This is a genomic window from Legionella dresdenensis (assembly GCF_042649825.1).
GTDB lineage: Bacteria > Pseudomonadota > Gammaproteobacteria > Legionellales > Legionellaceae > Legionella_C > Legionella_C dresdenensis.
Genome location: NZ_JBHSAB010000027.1, coordinates 1 through 14,805, shown reverse-complemented (window position 1 = coordinate 14,805; position 14,805 = coordinate 1). Strand labels below are relative to the sequence as shown.

Genomic DNA, 14,805 nt, shown 5'->3' with positions numbered 1-14,805 from the left:
ACTAGCCATCCACAGCAACATTGTGTATGCCGGAGGAGACTTTACTAACGTTGGTGGACAACCGCGTAACCGCCTTGCCGCTATCGCTGCCGCTGCACCCGGTAATTTAACTGCCTGGAACCCGGACGCCGACAGTACCGTAAACGCTCTGGCTATCGGCAACAATAGTACGGTCTATGCCGGGGGAGTCTTTACCACAATTGGCGGACAGCCGCGCAGCCGGATTGCGGCTTTGGATATTGCAGTACCGGGCGCGCCGACAGGCTGGGCCCCTGGTGCCAACGGTCCCATAAACTCCCTGGCTGTTGGTGTCGATGGCACCGTGTATGTCGGTGGAAACTATACCCTAATTGGCGGACAAGCTCGCACTCGTCTTGCCGCGTTGAACCCGGACACAGGTGTCCCGACAGCCTGGAACCCTGCTCCCATCCAGGCAGTATTGACCATAACTGCCAGCAGCTATGCGGTGTATCTTGGGGGAAATTTTAGCATTATCGATGCTGTACGTGTTGGATATTTTGCGATGTCTCTTACAGAATTAACCCTCTGAAGCGATGGAAAAGGGTTCTAATCTAATGAACCCTTTCTCTCCTCTTCTATTTTAGAACTACGATATCATTTCTGCCAGACATTCTTAATGGTAAACAATGCTAAAATACTCACAAAAATCATAGTAAAAATACAAACCAATGCCATTGAAGCAAAAATATTCGGTTGCACGCTATTACCAAAAGGTTGTAAAAGCTGGGTAAGTGCCTGGATACTATAAACAGCAACAATTTCATACCAATAACAGGATGTAGCCATAACCTGCTGCTTCGCAGGTACTGTACGATCAAAACGCGCGATATAAAGAGCGTATATTTGATAAATTAAATACACTACAAAAAACCAGCCAAAATAATTTTGCAATGGAACTCCAAAATAAGCGCCGCCATCTTTCCAAACCCAAAGCGATGCAACTGTTGAAGCAATCGGATCCATACATAGATCCCACATTGTCATTATAAAAGCAGCGATAAACGGAACGGTAAAAATCGAGCATCCTTTTAAGGGTTGGTTAAATTGCCGTAATAAAATTGTAGCTAACATCCACGAGGCGTAGCCCATTCCAAAATATGCCAGCATGATAATGAGTGGAACCTGAAAAAGACGAGGCCCAGTAAGGACATCATAAAAATAATTTCCAAATGGATAACCAGTCTGGATACTAAGAGCCTCAAAAAAATGGCTGATGGCCCAGGTTATCAGGAAAAAAAACAGCATGTTTCGCATCCCAAAGCGTATTAAACCATGGAGCCAGACAATTATAAAAATGCTTAATATACACAGGATTGGAATAATTCGCGTTGCGGTGGGTGTAGTCCAAAAAGCGGCTAAAATCGTTACCAGTAAATAGACGCTGATTATCATCCAATGAGTTATACTAAATGATTTATTAGCGTCGACTTGTGTTTTCATAACTATCCTCCATTGATATCCTGCTTCTGCCAATCATAAACCATGACAGATAGCAGGTGGAAAGGCAAGGAGATCAGTCGCATTGATGCAGCCCATATTCGTTCGGCCTGAGGAAAATGCGGAGCATTTGTCTCGAAGGCTTGGCACTGTACTACAGGCTTCGAGACAGCGCTAAAGCGCTTCCTCAGCCCGAACGATGCAGTGAAATGCGGAAGTTTAATTGCTTACCTGACGGCCAGGGGCTTTACAATCCAACGTTTAATTAAAGGTTAATGCTATTGCCAGCCACATCCAAAGGCCATACCAGCTGTTAGTTAAAAATGCGCGAAAGTAATACGACTCATTGTTGCTGCTTAGCAACCAGTGCTGATAAATCAAATTTGTACCTGCAATGAACCAGAAACCGTAAAATAAGGTATAAAAATCAGCCCTGATAGCAATAATTAGCCACAACCCATGGCAAACTGCATGCAGGAAAGCAATAATTATCCGATCATAATCTGCAAACCAGATGGCTGTTGACTTAACCCCTATTTTTAAATCATCGGCCTTATCAACCATTGCGTATTCAGTATCATAGGCAACTATCCAGCAAAAATTAATAAGGAGCAAACAAATTGCGCCAAAATCAATAGCAACGCCTGATGCTGCATAAGCCATGGGAATGCCCATACAAAATGCCAATCCCAGCACAAGCTGCGGCCCTTGAATATAACGCTTGCAAAAGGGGTAAATAACAGTAACCAGCAGTGCGCCAAGCGCATAATAAAAACACACTGCAGGTAGTTGGATAAGTACCAGTAACGCCATTAATAAAAGCCCGGCCAATAAACCTATCGCGGCCTGCAGGCTAATCTGGCCCGAGGTCAGCGGTCTTTCCCGTGTACGTTTAACGTGTAAATCTATCTGGCGATCAGCGATATCATTCACTACACATCCAGCCGAGCGCATAAGTACGGTACCAAGGAAAAAAAGCACAGAAAGTCTTAGCGGCGGCGCGCCTTTGTTTGCCAGCCACAACGCCCAGGCCGTCGGTAACCAGAGCAAAAAAATTCCAATTGGCTTATCAAGTCGCATTAGCCTGAGGCATACAGATAATTTCATCGCACAACTCTTAATAAGGCCGGCAGTAAAATCTCGACCAGAAAAAAAGGATAATGTTGATCAATCAGGAAATTGGCAAACCTGACTGATAAAACATGAGAATTTTGATGCCATGAAGATTGCAGCCATTGATACTCAATGCTATCACGATCAATGCAGTAGCTGGTTAGAGAAAGCCGTTTTATCCGGGGCTCTGTAAAAATAATATCCCCCAGGGACTCGGTGGCCAATCTTGAAAACAAATCGAGATTTTGTTCATAAACAAGCTGCGGGATCACCGTTCTGCCATACCAGCAGTATTCAGAACCAGCCGCAATTAATATTTCGCGTTTGAATAACAACCCGGAATCAAGCTGCAGCTTATACTTATCCCAATAATCAGCCAATTCCCAGCCCTGATTTAATACAGTAAGGCTTACATTATTTGCATGTTGCTTTAATTTAGTGGTTAACGATGACTGGCATTGTAACCACGGCTCAAGGGAGTTAACAGCGTGCATATCAGGCTTGGATTAATAAACAATCTACATAATATCATTGTTCAATTCACTTGCCTATGTCGGCGGTTTAAATAGCGAGACACTATCATTGTCCTGTTCATTTACTTCCGTGCCCAATAGATTACTGAATTCTTTATCACGCTTAGTTGGGGAACTAAGGGCAAAGAATGTTTTTTTCAAAATCGCGGCACGGACTAAACCCGGTATTGCCAAGAAAATATTTAACAAATCTGCAAACAACCGGGCTTTGAAATCGCGGTGCGGCATAGTACTTTTTGCCTTTTCGCGAAATAATTCAATTTGCCTGACCGGTGTCTCTTGTGATAAACGTATTGCCAGAGCTTCACGATAAAATTCATGAACTGCATTGGTGTATTCGGCCTCCCGATTATATGTACGGGCAAATTCGATTTTGGAATCATGAAAGTTTTTAATAACCAACAAATCATTAACAACCATCTGTGATAAGCTTGTTTTATGGCAGGCAGATATTGTTTGCCATAAAAACTTGTCACCTGTAATCACTTTTTTCAATTCAGGAAACGGAGTAACCAGACTCCACGTTTTTTGAACTTTGTCTAATGCTTCCGTATCTTCTATAATTCCACGTAAAATCAATGTGGTAATATCACAAAAACCTGTCAGCCGTTGCTGGAATTCAGGTATGTTTTTAACGCTCAACTCTCTGTAATTTTCACAGTATTCATGTATTGTTTTAGCCTGCTCCAGGTTTTCAAATAACTTTTCAACGGCAGCCCGTTTTTCATCGCCAGTACTGTATCTATTGGTTTTATGATTCTTTTCAGCGGCAATATTTTTTAGCCGATTTATCTCGTCAACTCTATCCTTTGCTTCAGTCCAACGCGCATTTAACTGAGAAGAACGGGGCGAGATGCGGCCATAAATTTCATCAAGCGCTTTAAAGGCCTCCGCTGCATCACTGTCATCGAGGTTATTAAAATTATCCAACTGCGCATAAAACTCGTGCTGAAGCTGGTTTTGCAAAAGCCGGTCTCTTAACTGGAACAGGCTGCCTGTAATTTTTAAGCCGTCTTTAATTTGTTTAAAACCTTGCACCAGTTTATCCCAATATTCATCATTGACAACAATGCGGGCAAGCAATGGCGATGCTTCTCCGGCAGCATGCCATTCTTTCAGGCACATATTTGCCAATTCCTTTGCACTGGCCCTCTTTAGCGACTCGTCCCTGATTAAAGAAAGATCGGGACTTTCTTCATTATCCGGAACTTCACTGGCGCTGATTTTTTCCAGCATGGTATCACTTTCATTGTTAAATTCATTGACTTTCTTTTTAAATTCCTCAAACAATTCCTGACTTTGTTCGCGTTTAATTTTTTGAATTAATTCAATAATTTCCTTGCCTGTTTTCAAAAGATGGGCAGCAGATACAGTAACAGGATCGAAAGCATTTAAATTAAGCTCAGATGCCCTGGAATTAACAGACGGATTCAGCAAAAAGGCCTGCGCCAACAATCTGCCGGTTTTCTGAGGAAAACTATCCAGAAGTGATTCCATAAACTGAACATACTGATTATATTGCGTAACCAATAATTCAGTATCAACTTTATTCAATGAGCAGTTTCCATCAATTCTCATAACCAAAGACCATTCAAAAATTACCTGCTGAAAAGAATTATTGCGATCATTGGTGAGCGTTGTTGCTCCTGGTACGGGGCCAAATACACCACTTCGATAGGGGTTGGATCGTTTTTGAGCTGTATTCGTGTTATTCAGCTTGGCAATATTATTCAGTCTTAGATACATTGTGCTTGTGATCTCATCCACAAAAACAGGCGATGTAACTGATTTAACTCCTATATATTTTGCCAGTCTGTTATATTCTTCCGGTGTTAATAAGTCAGCAGGAATTCGTTGATAAGCTTTTTGAATTAAAGAATGCAATGTTTTCTGATCAAGCTTTTCAAGCAAATTCTGGGCATGCTCACCTATTCTTTCATAGAGTCCATCAATACCTTTAAAATTTAAGATGTAACCTTTAGTTTGCTTTTTTAAGTTAAATGCTCCTTGATACTCATAAGGATGCAAAATGTCTACATTGTTCTGTTTGTAACAATAATTGCGAAAAGCTGCGCCCCAATCGATGCGGGCAAATTGTCCACCCTCTCTTAATACCACATTCGAACCGTGGGTGCTGTAATCTCCGAGCAACAAGGAATGAAAAAGAGAGGATGACAAGCCAACATGATTGTCAAGCTTATTAATTGCTGCAGGAAAAGCCCTTTGCCCACTCCACATTTCTTTTAGCGGAGAGCGATCGGTATTATTGTAATTACCTGTACCGGCTAATTTAAATAATGGCTCAAATTCGATACTAGGCTGGATTAATCCCTTACTGCCATCTTCAAATGTAATCAAATCTGCATAGATCAGGGAGTTAATATAGGCAGAGTCCACATAACCTGCTTTTATCAGTTCATCCAAAACGAATGCGGCAAACAGTTCGGTGTACAACTCAAGTTTATCAGTCGGTTTTTTAATGAAATATTTTTTCGGATTTTCACTATCATTCTCGATATAATATCCATTACAGGAGTTATTTTTATTTTTACCGCCTTGCTTTCCGCCTGTTTGCGTTAGTGTTCTGTTGTTATAAACAACTGTTGTATTGTTATAAACAGGCATGATTCACCCTCTTACGCTCCTAATTACATGCAACATTGCTAATACTGACTCGCCCGCTGGCAGCAATAGCCAATTGCCGGGCATTATTACCCGTACAACCAGCCGCCCTGACTGTCATTGTAGTTGCACCGCTACTGACAAAACCCGAGCTATCGTAACTTACGATACCGGCTGCTGTAGTAATTGTTGCGCCTGTTGGCAGTGCCTCATTTACTTTTACCAAATCCGAATTACCGTCTACTACGTTATCGTTATCTGTATCAATAAATACAATCCAGCCTTGTGACCATTGATTGGCATTACCACAGCTAGTCAACGAACTATTTGCAGCGGCACAGACCGATATACGAACGCCCCGTTTGATTGCTTCCATACGCGCATAATTCAAACTGGCGGATAATTTGTTTACAGCCGATACGGCTTTATTATTTTGGATAAGCGAGTAGTAACCTGGAATTGCCAAGGCAATAAAAATTGCAGCTATAGCCAGCGTTATCATAAACTCTGCTAAAGTAAACCCTCGGTGTTTGCTCACAGCAAAAGCCCATTAAGTGACTGCATTATACACAGTATAGGATATATTTGTACACAGGCTAATTGATTTTTAAACGACCAATTCGATTAATAACCACTTTTTTGGCTGGCAGGTTATTCTGAGTCAGTGAAAACTGGCCATTAATTGCTGAATTATAGAGATTATTTGCAAAAAGCAAAAAATCATCGGACTGGAAGCCATGCCAGCTTATCTTCAAGCCGGCATATGGCCACTGCCACTGGAAAAATACCTGTTCTTTTCCTGTATAGCGATGTTGGCGATTATCCTGAAATAAAATCATCCCCTCTGCCCAATTATTTTTGTTAATGGGCATCAACACCAGTGGATAATTCTTTTTTAAGGCCGTGTCGCGCGCAAATTGAATTGCTGCCGCTAATTCACGTTCAACAACGTCCAACTGATTTTTACGGTAGAAACTACTTATTGAGGGTATGAGAATACCTGTCAGTAAGGAAACAACAACTACAGTTACAAGTAACTCAATCAGGGTAAATGCTTTATACCTACTCATGTTATGAACATAAAATTTTTTTTACCTGTTGCAAATCAACATAAGCTTTCTTTTTGTCAGCGGGATTACGTAATAAATAGGCTGGATGATAAGTAACCAGAAACGGGGTATTTTCATAAGAGTGCATCTGAGCGCGCAATTTATTTAGCGGCATAACCTCTTTATACAGAAATTGACCGGCAAAACGGCCAAGAGCAAGCAATAATGTCGGCTTGACCAGTCTGATTTGTTCGCTTAGATAACCGGTACACTGGATAACTTCCTCAGGACGAGGATCGCGGTTATCCGGCGGCCGGCATTTTAAAACATTGGCAATATAGACATCATTTTCACTTAATCCAATACTCTGCAGCATCCGATTTAATAAACCGCCAGCCTTGCCAACGAAAGGCAATCCTTGTTTATCCTCATAAAAACCGGGCGCCTCGCCAATGATCATTAATTTTGCCTGCTCATTACCGCGGGCAAATACCGTTTGAGTCCGGCCTTTATGCAAGGGACAGCGTGTGCATTCTGCAACTCTGGCCGACAATTCAGCAAAGCCAGCCGGAGACACAGGCTCTGGCCTTGATGCAGGTACAGGCGCTGATGTCCGGTGTTGCCAGACCTCAATCCCCATTTGCTGTAAATAATAGCGTTTTAACTCATTGGACATGGATATAACAACGCATGTTGAAACGCCTATTATATCGGAGATTCATTTTATTTGTCATTCCCTGCTTTGTCTTAGCATAGATTCGTCCCTTTCCCTCTCCCCAACCCTCATTGCCATTAAGTTAAGAAATTTGTCATCCCCGCGAAGGCGGGGATCCATCCCTCAAACAAGGTAAGGAGCCAACTTGAGAAATGGATTCCCGCCTTCGCGGGAATGACAGTATCCTTTACTTAATGGCATTGTCCCCAACCCTCTCCCGCGAAAGGTAACCTCACACTAGCAAGGCACCTGTCGCGGGAAAGGGGGCAGATCGAAGTGAAATTGAAAAAATTATGCTCAATTCAAGATTAAATCTTTTTTAAAAAAATTTCAGGACGTTGCCTAACCTCTATTGCTTTCGGTGCACAAAAGCAACTATTTTCATTGACAGTGAAGCCGGAACAAAGCTTGTTCCCCATGCCAACAACTTATTCCTGAAACCAGGAATAATAAACAGCTTATTTTTTGCAAACTCACGATAACCAATCTTTGCTACCTGTTCCGCACTCATCATGCCGTTTCTTCCCTTCGCCAACCGTGTAGCGGACATATTGGCTGCAGCAAAAAAATTGGTGTCTGTCGGTCCCGGACACAAAATCGACACGCCCACCCCGCTGCCTTCAAGCTCATAAGCCAATGCCTGCGACATCGAAACTACATAAGCTTTACTAGCATAATAAGTTGCCATTCTCGGTCCGGGCTGAAAAGCAGCAACGGATGCAACCTGTAATATTTTACCCTTCTTCGCCCTACTAAAAACCTGGGCATAATGATGGGTTAATTCGGTCAGCGCAATAACATTCAGTTGCAGCAGTGAATTCAAGTGCTCAGTCGAAATACCAATAAAATCACCCAAATAACCAATTCCGGCATTATTAACCAGACAATCAATGGTGATTCCCCTTTCTTCAATTGACTCAACCAGGTTCATTGCCCCGCCTGGCCTGCTTAGATCTACTGTGATCACTTCAGCCTTTACCCCATATTTAACCCGAAGATTGGTCGCTAGCAGGTTTAATGAATGCTCATCTCGGGAAGCCAACACTACATCATGGCCATGCGCTGCAAATTCATGCGCTAATGCCTGGCCTATTCCTTTCGAGGCGCCCGTTATCAAAGTCGTCATTACTCATCCCTTGTTGATTAATTACATCAGCTTTTACAGCCATTTTAGGAGGACGTGCTATTTTTTCACAATAGCGCATCGCCTGTGTCCATTTACCGCACTCCAACATGGTATAAATTTGATTAGTCTGCAAGGCATCCAGTTGCCATTTACCATAAAACTGGGGAGCAGAAAAATAAATCTGCTGCTCAGACAATTTTTCAAGCAATTTTAACCGCTTACAAATTTCATCTGTATTAATCTGCCGATTTTGAAAATTTGTCAGCAATTGAATCAGGATATAAAGCAGCACATGGGTTTCACCTGTTATCTTCTTTAAATGAGTCAGGCTTTTCAAGGGATCAGCAAGCTCTCGGGCATGCCTTGCTTTTTTATAATACTCAAGATCTTTAGATCCAACCATTTTATTGCTAAATTTATCAAATACCGGATACAAGGCCTCAAAGAACCGCATTCGGTTAATTGAATCCTCCCGTTCAACTGGTACAGATAACGGTGCGTTAAAAAAAGTATCGTAATGCGGGTTATTCGCTGCTATTTCAGGCTCATGGAAATATTCCTGACGTAAGCGTTGTATCTTTTCAACATCCATCCCCTGAGCCTCAGCAGCTTCAGCAATTTTATTAAACCACTCTTTGTTACCGCGGTAACAGCAAAAATAAAGTAGCTCCTCAAGGCATGAAAACATGGTGTGAAAATATTCTTTATTTTTAGCAGGCTCACCATCTTTTAATTTATATCGGACTTTTAAATAATCAATCGCCGCTTTGTAGCCATTATGAAATAATTCGCTTTGTTTTTCCTGCTCTACCGTAAACTGAGTGGCTGATACATCATTAGTTGGATAAACCAAAACCTGGTGACTGTGTAAAAGCACCTTCAGCCTATCGCGTTCCCAGCCGCTTACCGGATCTTTAACGCCGGTAATAAAACCATAAAACCAATTAAGGAAAGGGTTTTCACGATGAACATGCTCAACAAACTTATCCAGGAGACCACGCTCGTAACCATTATTATCAAATTGGCAGGCAATCAGGTTTACACAATTGCCATACATGGATTCAAGCAAGGAACTCGTGCCCTTAAATACTTCCACCGGTAAATTACTTAGCAGACCTCCATCATTGTGCGGCTCGCCCTCATAAATATAATGTTTAAAAAGAACAGGATAACACGCAGACATCGTGCCCGCTGCACTGATTTCCATTTCGGGGTTTTCGGGGAGATAGCGAGTTTTATGTGTGATTTTATTAGTCGCTGTAATGATTAATTCATCGCCAATACCACAATCCGGGTAGCGTTCTTTCAAGGCTTTTGCTGAAGAAAAAGATATGATGCCATTTTTAAATACTTTGGTTGCCAGAAACAATCGGCCTTCTTCAGACTCATCAATGCGATATTTTTTAATAATTTCATTTACTTTTTTGACAATCATGTAATCAAGAGCTGCTTTTAAAGCAACTGTATCCGACAGACCGGATCGATCAATCTCATAATAGATCAGATTTTCATGGCGCAGACCTCTGAAAAAATTCATAATATCATTTGTGTTATACCCCAGATAACACAAAATGGCCATCATGGCTCCCGCTGAACTGCCAGCATATTTCTTAAGAGGTATTTTATTGGTTTCCAAAGCGTTAAAAGCCCCAATATGGGCAAATACTTTCGCGCCGCCGCCACATAAAACCAGTGTATCCAGATCAGGACGTTTTTCCTGAACCAATATCTCACCCGTATTAGAGCATTGCATTACCCGCAGCTTTTCAGAGGTAATCAAAGGCTGAAAATTTTTTTTAGGTAACGCATCCTGATTCGCCATTTGGCTGCTAAAAAGCGCTTTTATCCATAGGTAAAGGCGTAAGTACCAGGGCTGAGGAGTGATGAATCGCTCCGTTTTACGGTGCTCATACATACTGTTCGCCCGCGCCTGATAATTATTAACAGGAATTGAGAAAGGATGTGGGCTGTTTAATATTTCCTGAAAACATAATTCATTAATATTGGTTTTAATCAGGTCTTCAACCAGACTCTCAGTCAGAAAAAGCCTTTTAGTGTTTAATATCGGCTTGTTTTGTTCGTAATCAGGTTGTAGATATACATCGTCCTGGTTCCCGACAGCGAACTGATTCAGGCCAATTGACAAACCATTTGCTCCCTCACAAATCTCCAGACTGTTAAGCTGATAGTCCCGGGTTAATTCAAAAGGCATTAACGGCCATTGCAGTGATTTTTTTCTATGAAAGAGATAGCCCCACCAACTTAAACCAACTTCAGCCGTGTAGCCACGATATTCTGTTGTTGCAACCCCGCTTAAAAAAGATCTCGCATCATGAAAATGAGGCTGGATAAACCAATTGGTAAACTTGTCGCGACAGGGCTTTCGTAAACGGGTGAAATCTAACATAACCCGCTCATTATTCAATAAATATCTACCCAAATCGATTTGGTTATCAGGAGCAGCGCCATTGATGCGAAACCACCCTTTATGGACACAAAGAAAAAATTTCTTGAGCAGTAATGTATTGGCTGTTTGTTGTTGCAGTAGCTTATTAAGTACACTTTCCTTAGTCATAATTAGCCCCCATCCATAGGTTATCGGGCTTTTGAAAGCCGGGTATCAAACTATAATTAGCATACCTGGCGGGAGAAATGAATAGAATTTTGCAGGTTGAGTCGCTTGACTCCATATTATTGAGCGTAGGTCTCAACAATCCATGCCTGATTAAGAAGAATTGTTGGGCTTTACAGCCCTACTCTGTTTTAAGTTTAAATCTTAATAACCTCATTAATCGCAGCAACAATCTCAGCTGGATTTTCCGCTCGGGTTATCGAACGTCCGACCACAAGAAAATCACTGCCTAATCTGGCCGCATGCTCCGGCGTCATTATTCGACTTTGATCATCGGTGTTATCGCCAATCAAACGTATACCAGGCGTTACCGTCAGAAAGGAATCGCCGCACAGGTTTTTAACCTGACTCGTTTCATGCGCCGAGCAAACTACGCCATCCAGACCAGCCTGATTGGCAAGCCTGGCCAACCGGCTTACTTGCTGTTCAACCGTTCCATTAACACCAATTTCCGAGATCTGCTCTTCATCCATACTGGTCAGTACAGTGACGGCAATCAGCAAGGGTTTACTGTCGCCATAAGGCAACAATGAATCAACAGCGGCTTTCATCATATTCAAGCCGCCTGAGGCATGGACGTTAAGCATCCAGACGCCCAACTCTGCTGCTGCCTTACAGGCATGGGCAACCGTGTTGGGGATATCATGAAATTTGAGATCAAGAAAAACCTTGTATTGGCGTTTAATCAATTCGGAAACGAAATCAGTGCCAAAGTGAGTAAACATTTCACTGCCTACCTTGAGCGCACATTGTGCCGGGTCTAATTGATCAAGCAACTTAAAGGCATCCTGCTCTCTTGCATAATCCAATGCAATAATTAATTTTGCCATTATGCAGTAACATCCTCTTCTGCCAGTGCAGTTTTAACCGCGGCAACGACTTTCTGCTGCTCCTCTGCTGACAAATAAGGATGCATCGGCAGGCTTACTACTCGTCTGCTGGCATTTTCTGAATGCGGAAAATCGCCTGTTTTATATCCCAGATCGATTAATGCTTCCTGCTGATGCATGGCAACAGGATAATGAACTGCGGTAGGAACACCCTGCTCCTGCAGTTTTTTCTGGAACAACTCGCGATTATCCACCTCAATAGTATATTGGGCATAAACACTGGTGTAACCAGGAAGAACTACCGGGGTTTTGACCAACCCTTCAAGCATATCGGTGTAGCGCTCAGCGACAGCCGCTCTTAATTGGATTTCATCAGGGAATAACTTCATCTTTTCAAGCAAAATAGCCGCTTGTATGGTATCCATGCGACCATTAATTCCAATTCTGCGATGGCAGTAACGAGCATTTTGGCCATGAATTCTGATTTCCAGCAAGCGTTCGGCCAGAATATCATCATCAGTAAAGCAAGCGCCGGAATCGCCATAACCGCCTAATGGTTTTGACGGGAAGAAACTGGTGCAGCCAATAGTTGAAAGCGCACCTGAGTACATACCATTACTGGTAGCGCCGAAACTCTGCGCGGCATCCTCAATCACGGGTAAACCATAACGTTTTGCAATCGCATTAATTTTATCCATCTCGGCACACTGCCCATACAGACTGACAGGCATAATCGCTTTGGTACGGGGTGTAATTGCGGCTTCGAGTAATGCTGGATCCATGTTATAAGTAAGCGGATTGATATCAACAAATACAGGCTTGGCATTGCACAATGCAATAACCTCTGCTGTTGCAAAGAAACTGAAAGGTACCGTAATTACTTCATCACCTGGCTCAATTTCGAGAGCCATTAGCGCCATCAACAGAGCATCTGTACCGCTTGAATTTACGATTGCATGACGTACGCCTGTAAAATCAGCCAATTCGGCTTCCAGTCTGGTAATTTCAGGCCCCATAATATATTGGCCGTGATTTAATACGTTCTGAATACTTTTCAGGATATCGGATTCAATTAATTGATATTGTTTCTTCAAATCGATAAATTGCATGATGTTCTCTGGTTGCGATACAAACAAAGGCGCAGTTTATCATAGAAAATAACCGAAGTCGTGTATCTCTTGCGCCCTCTCCCGATACGGAAGAGGGAACTTAAAGGAAAGGGCTTACCTACTCTGAACTTGCAAAGCATCAGTGCCTGAACGCGCGATTGAAACCTTGATTACGCTTCGCTGCATCAAGGCTACATCCATTAGCTAATCCCCTTCCAGGCCGTGCACTGGTTTCATTCGGCCCCACTGCTTACAGCTTGGGCAATGCCAATGCAGATGTTTCCCGCCAAACCCGCAATGGCTGCAACGGTATATCGGTTTATTATCGAGAAATTTACTGGTAATGTCATACAGCATTTGCAGTTTATCACGTACTTTGCCGTAAGCATTTTCCAGATGCCAATAGATTAATCGGTTTAAACCTCGGATCGAAGGATAAGTACCCAGTTTTTCAGAGACAAAATCAATTGCGGTGTCCATGCCCTTTTCACGGCGCAAATAATCCGCAATAACGAAAATGATTGAAGCTCGCGGATGGTCGGCTAAAGTCTGTTCTAAAAACGCAACGCACTCATCCATGGTATCCAATTCACGATGGCATTTAATCAACGGTTCGATAATTTCAGTTAAAAACTCAGGATCTTGCTGGGGCACCCGTTGCAGAGAGCGGATAGCCTGTTTATAGCGATTGAATTTCATATCAATTGTTGCCTGCAACAAACTGGCTCTTACTGACTGCTTGTCCATAGCCAGAGCCTGCCTGGTTGCGTATTGTGCTTTATCCCAATGATTGTTTTTCAACGCCTGGCCTGCAATTTCGCAATAATAATGTGCTGCTTTGGTGTGCATGCTCTGACCGGTACAGAGTTCAAGCTTTTTAACAACGTCCAGCGCTTTCTCCCAAGCCTTCTCCTGTTGATAAATGGCCAGCAATCCCTGTAAGCTATTCGCCTCTCTGGCGCCTCCCAGCTCAACCACTTCCAGAAATATCCGTTCGGCGCGATCAAATACACCAGCGCTCATATAGTCCTGTCCAAGAGCCATGAGGGCTTCTTTTCTTTCAAGCAGACTTAATTGAGGACGTGCAATCAGATTTTGATGGATACGTATGGCGCGATCAACTTCACCGCGCCGGCGAAACAGGCTGCCTAATGCAAGGTGTGTTTCAACAGTTTCGCTATCCACATCGAGGAGTTTAATAAAAATATCTACAGCTTTATCGGGTTGTTCATTCAGCAAGTAATTTAACCCGACAACATATTCGCGTGACAGGCGATTTGTTTGTTTGGATTCTTTACCAGAGTAATTACGGCTCGCCACCCACCAACCTGACCAGGCAGCCGCAGGCAATAATAATGGCCATAAATTAATCATTAAAGAACTCCATTATTAATTCAAAATTTCTACCCAATCATAAAGACGGAAGCAAATATAATCAACAGATTATTTTTCTTTTTATTCATAACCTTGATGAAGCACAGAATTTTAGCAAAGCTGCTCTCTGGTTTGCTTCGCTAACTCTTGCAAGGAGAATTTTTAATCTAATGGGTGTTGGGCTTTACAGCCCAATGGCGCTGCCTTAAGCTGCTTGATTATTAACCATTGATTTGGCTCTTTG

13 protein-coding genes are annotated in these 14,805 nt (G+C 42.5%); 1 reads left to right on the top strand and 12 read right to left on the bottom strand.

Going from position 1 to position 14,805, the window contains the following annotated elements; all coding sequences use genetic code 11:
• Nucleotides 1-550 (top strand): hypothetical protein (locus ACFORL_RS11325; RefSeq protein ID WP_382344091.1); only part of this gene is annotated, 550 nt, incomplete at its 5' end.
• Between the two features lie 65 nt (nucleotides 551-615).
• On the opposite strand, the gene ACFORL_RS11320 is transcribed toward ACFORL_RS11325, so the two are convergent.
• From ACFORL_RS11320 to lapB, 12 genes are all read right to left on the bottom strand, one after another.
• Nucleotides 616-1,461, bottom strand: coding sequence for a carotenoid biosynthesis protein (locus ACFORL_RS11320; protein WP_382344090.1), 846 nt, complete (start codon nucleotides 1,459-1,461; stop codon nucleotides 616-618).
• A gap of 258 nt (nucleotides 1,462-1,719) precedes the next feature.
• The gene (gene ubiA, locus ACFORL_RS11315; protein WP_382344088.1) at nucleotides 1,720-2,565 is read right to left on the bottom strand and encodes a 4-hydroxybenzoate octaprenyltransferase; all 846 of its coding nucleotides are present in this window, start codon (nucleotides 2,563-2,565) and stop codon (nucleotides 1,720-1,722) included.
• Nucleotides 2,562-3,065 carry a chorismate--pyruvate lyase family protein gene (locus ACFORL_RS11310; protein WP_382344086.1) on the bottom strand — a complete coding sequence of 168 codons (504 nt, stop codon included), beginning with the start codon at nucleotides 3,063-3,065 and terminating at the stop codon, nucleotides 2,562-2,564. The genes ubiA and ACFORL_RS11310 overlap by 4 nt, the downstream gene beginning before the upstream one ends.
• A gap of 54 nt (nucleotides 3,066-3,119) precedes the next feature.
• Nucleotides 3,120-5,729: a LepB GTPase-activating domain-containing protein gene (locus tag ACFORL_RS11305; protein WP_382344085.1), complete on the bottom strand. Its 2,610-nt coding sequence runs from the start codon at nucleotides 5,727-5,729 to the stop codon at nucleotides 3,120-3,122.
• A gap of 19 nt (nucleotides 5,730-5,748) precedes the next feature.
• Nucleotides 5,749-6,264 carry a GspH/FimT family pseudopilin gene (locus tag ACFORL_RS11300; protein ID WP_382344083.1) on the bottom strand — a complete coding sequence of 172 codons (516 nt, stop codon included), beginning with the start codon at nucleotides 6,262-6,264 and terminating at the stop codon, nucleotides 5,749-5,751.
• A gap of 58 nt (nucleotides 6,265-6,322) precedes the next feature.
• On the bottom strand, nucleotides 6,323-6,796 hold the full coding sequence (locus tag ACFORL_RS11295) for a GspH/FimT family protein (RefSeq protein ID WP_382344081.1): 474 nt from the start codon (nucleotides 6,794-6,796) through the stop codon (nucleotides 6,323-6,325).
• Nucleotide 6,797: 1 nt separating this feature from the next.
• Nucleotides 6,798-7,451: a uracil-DNA glycosylase gene (locus ACFORL_RS11290; protein WP_382344079.1), complete on the bottom strand. Its 654-nt coding sequence runs from the start codon at nucleotides 7,449-7,451 to the stop codon at nucleotides 6,798-6,800.
• A gap of 388 nt (nucleotides 7,452-7,839) precedes the next feature.
• Entirely contained in the window at nucleotides 7,840-8,616 is a 777-nt protein-coding gene (locus tag ACFORL_RS11285) for an SDR family NAD(P)-dependent oxidoreductase (RefSeq protein ID WP_382344077.1), read from the bottom strand.
• Complete coding sequence (gene vpdC / locus ACFORL_RS11280) at nucleotides 8,561-11,191, bottom strand: Dot/Icm T4SS effector VpdC (protein WP_382344076.1); 2,631 nt, start codon at nucleotides 11,189-11,191, stop codon at nucleotides 8,561-8,563. The genes ACFORL_RS11285 and vpdC overlap by 56 nt, the downstream gene beginning before the upstream one ends.
• A 194-nt stretch (nucleotides 11,192-11,385) precedes the next feature.
• Nucleotides 11,386-12,078, bottom strand: coding sequence for an orotidine-5'-phosphate decarboxylase (gene pyrF / locus ACFORL_RS11275; protein ID WP_382344074.1), 693 nt, complete (start codon nucleotides 12,076-12,078; stop codon nucleotides 11,386-11,388).
• The gene (locus tag ACFORL_RS11270) at nucleotides 12,078-13,187 is read right to left on the bottom strand and encodes a DegT/DnrJ/EryC1/StrS family aminotransferase (RefSeq protein ID WP_382344072.1); all 1,110 of its coding nucleotides are present in this window, start codon (nucleotides 13,185-13,187) and stop codon (nucleotides 12,078-12,080) included. The genes pyrF and ACFORL_RS11270 overlap by 1 nt, the downstream gene beginning before the upstream one ends.
• Nucleotides 13,188-13,391: 204 nt before the next feature.
• A complete protein-coding gene (gene lapB / locus ACFORL_RS11265) occupies nucleotides 13,392-14,561 on the bottom strand; it encodes a lipopolysaccharide assembly protein LapB (protein ID WP_382344071.1) in 1,170 nt (389 codons plus the stop codon).
• Nucleotides 14,562-14,805: the final 244 nt, after the last annotated feature.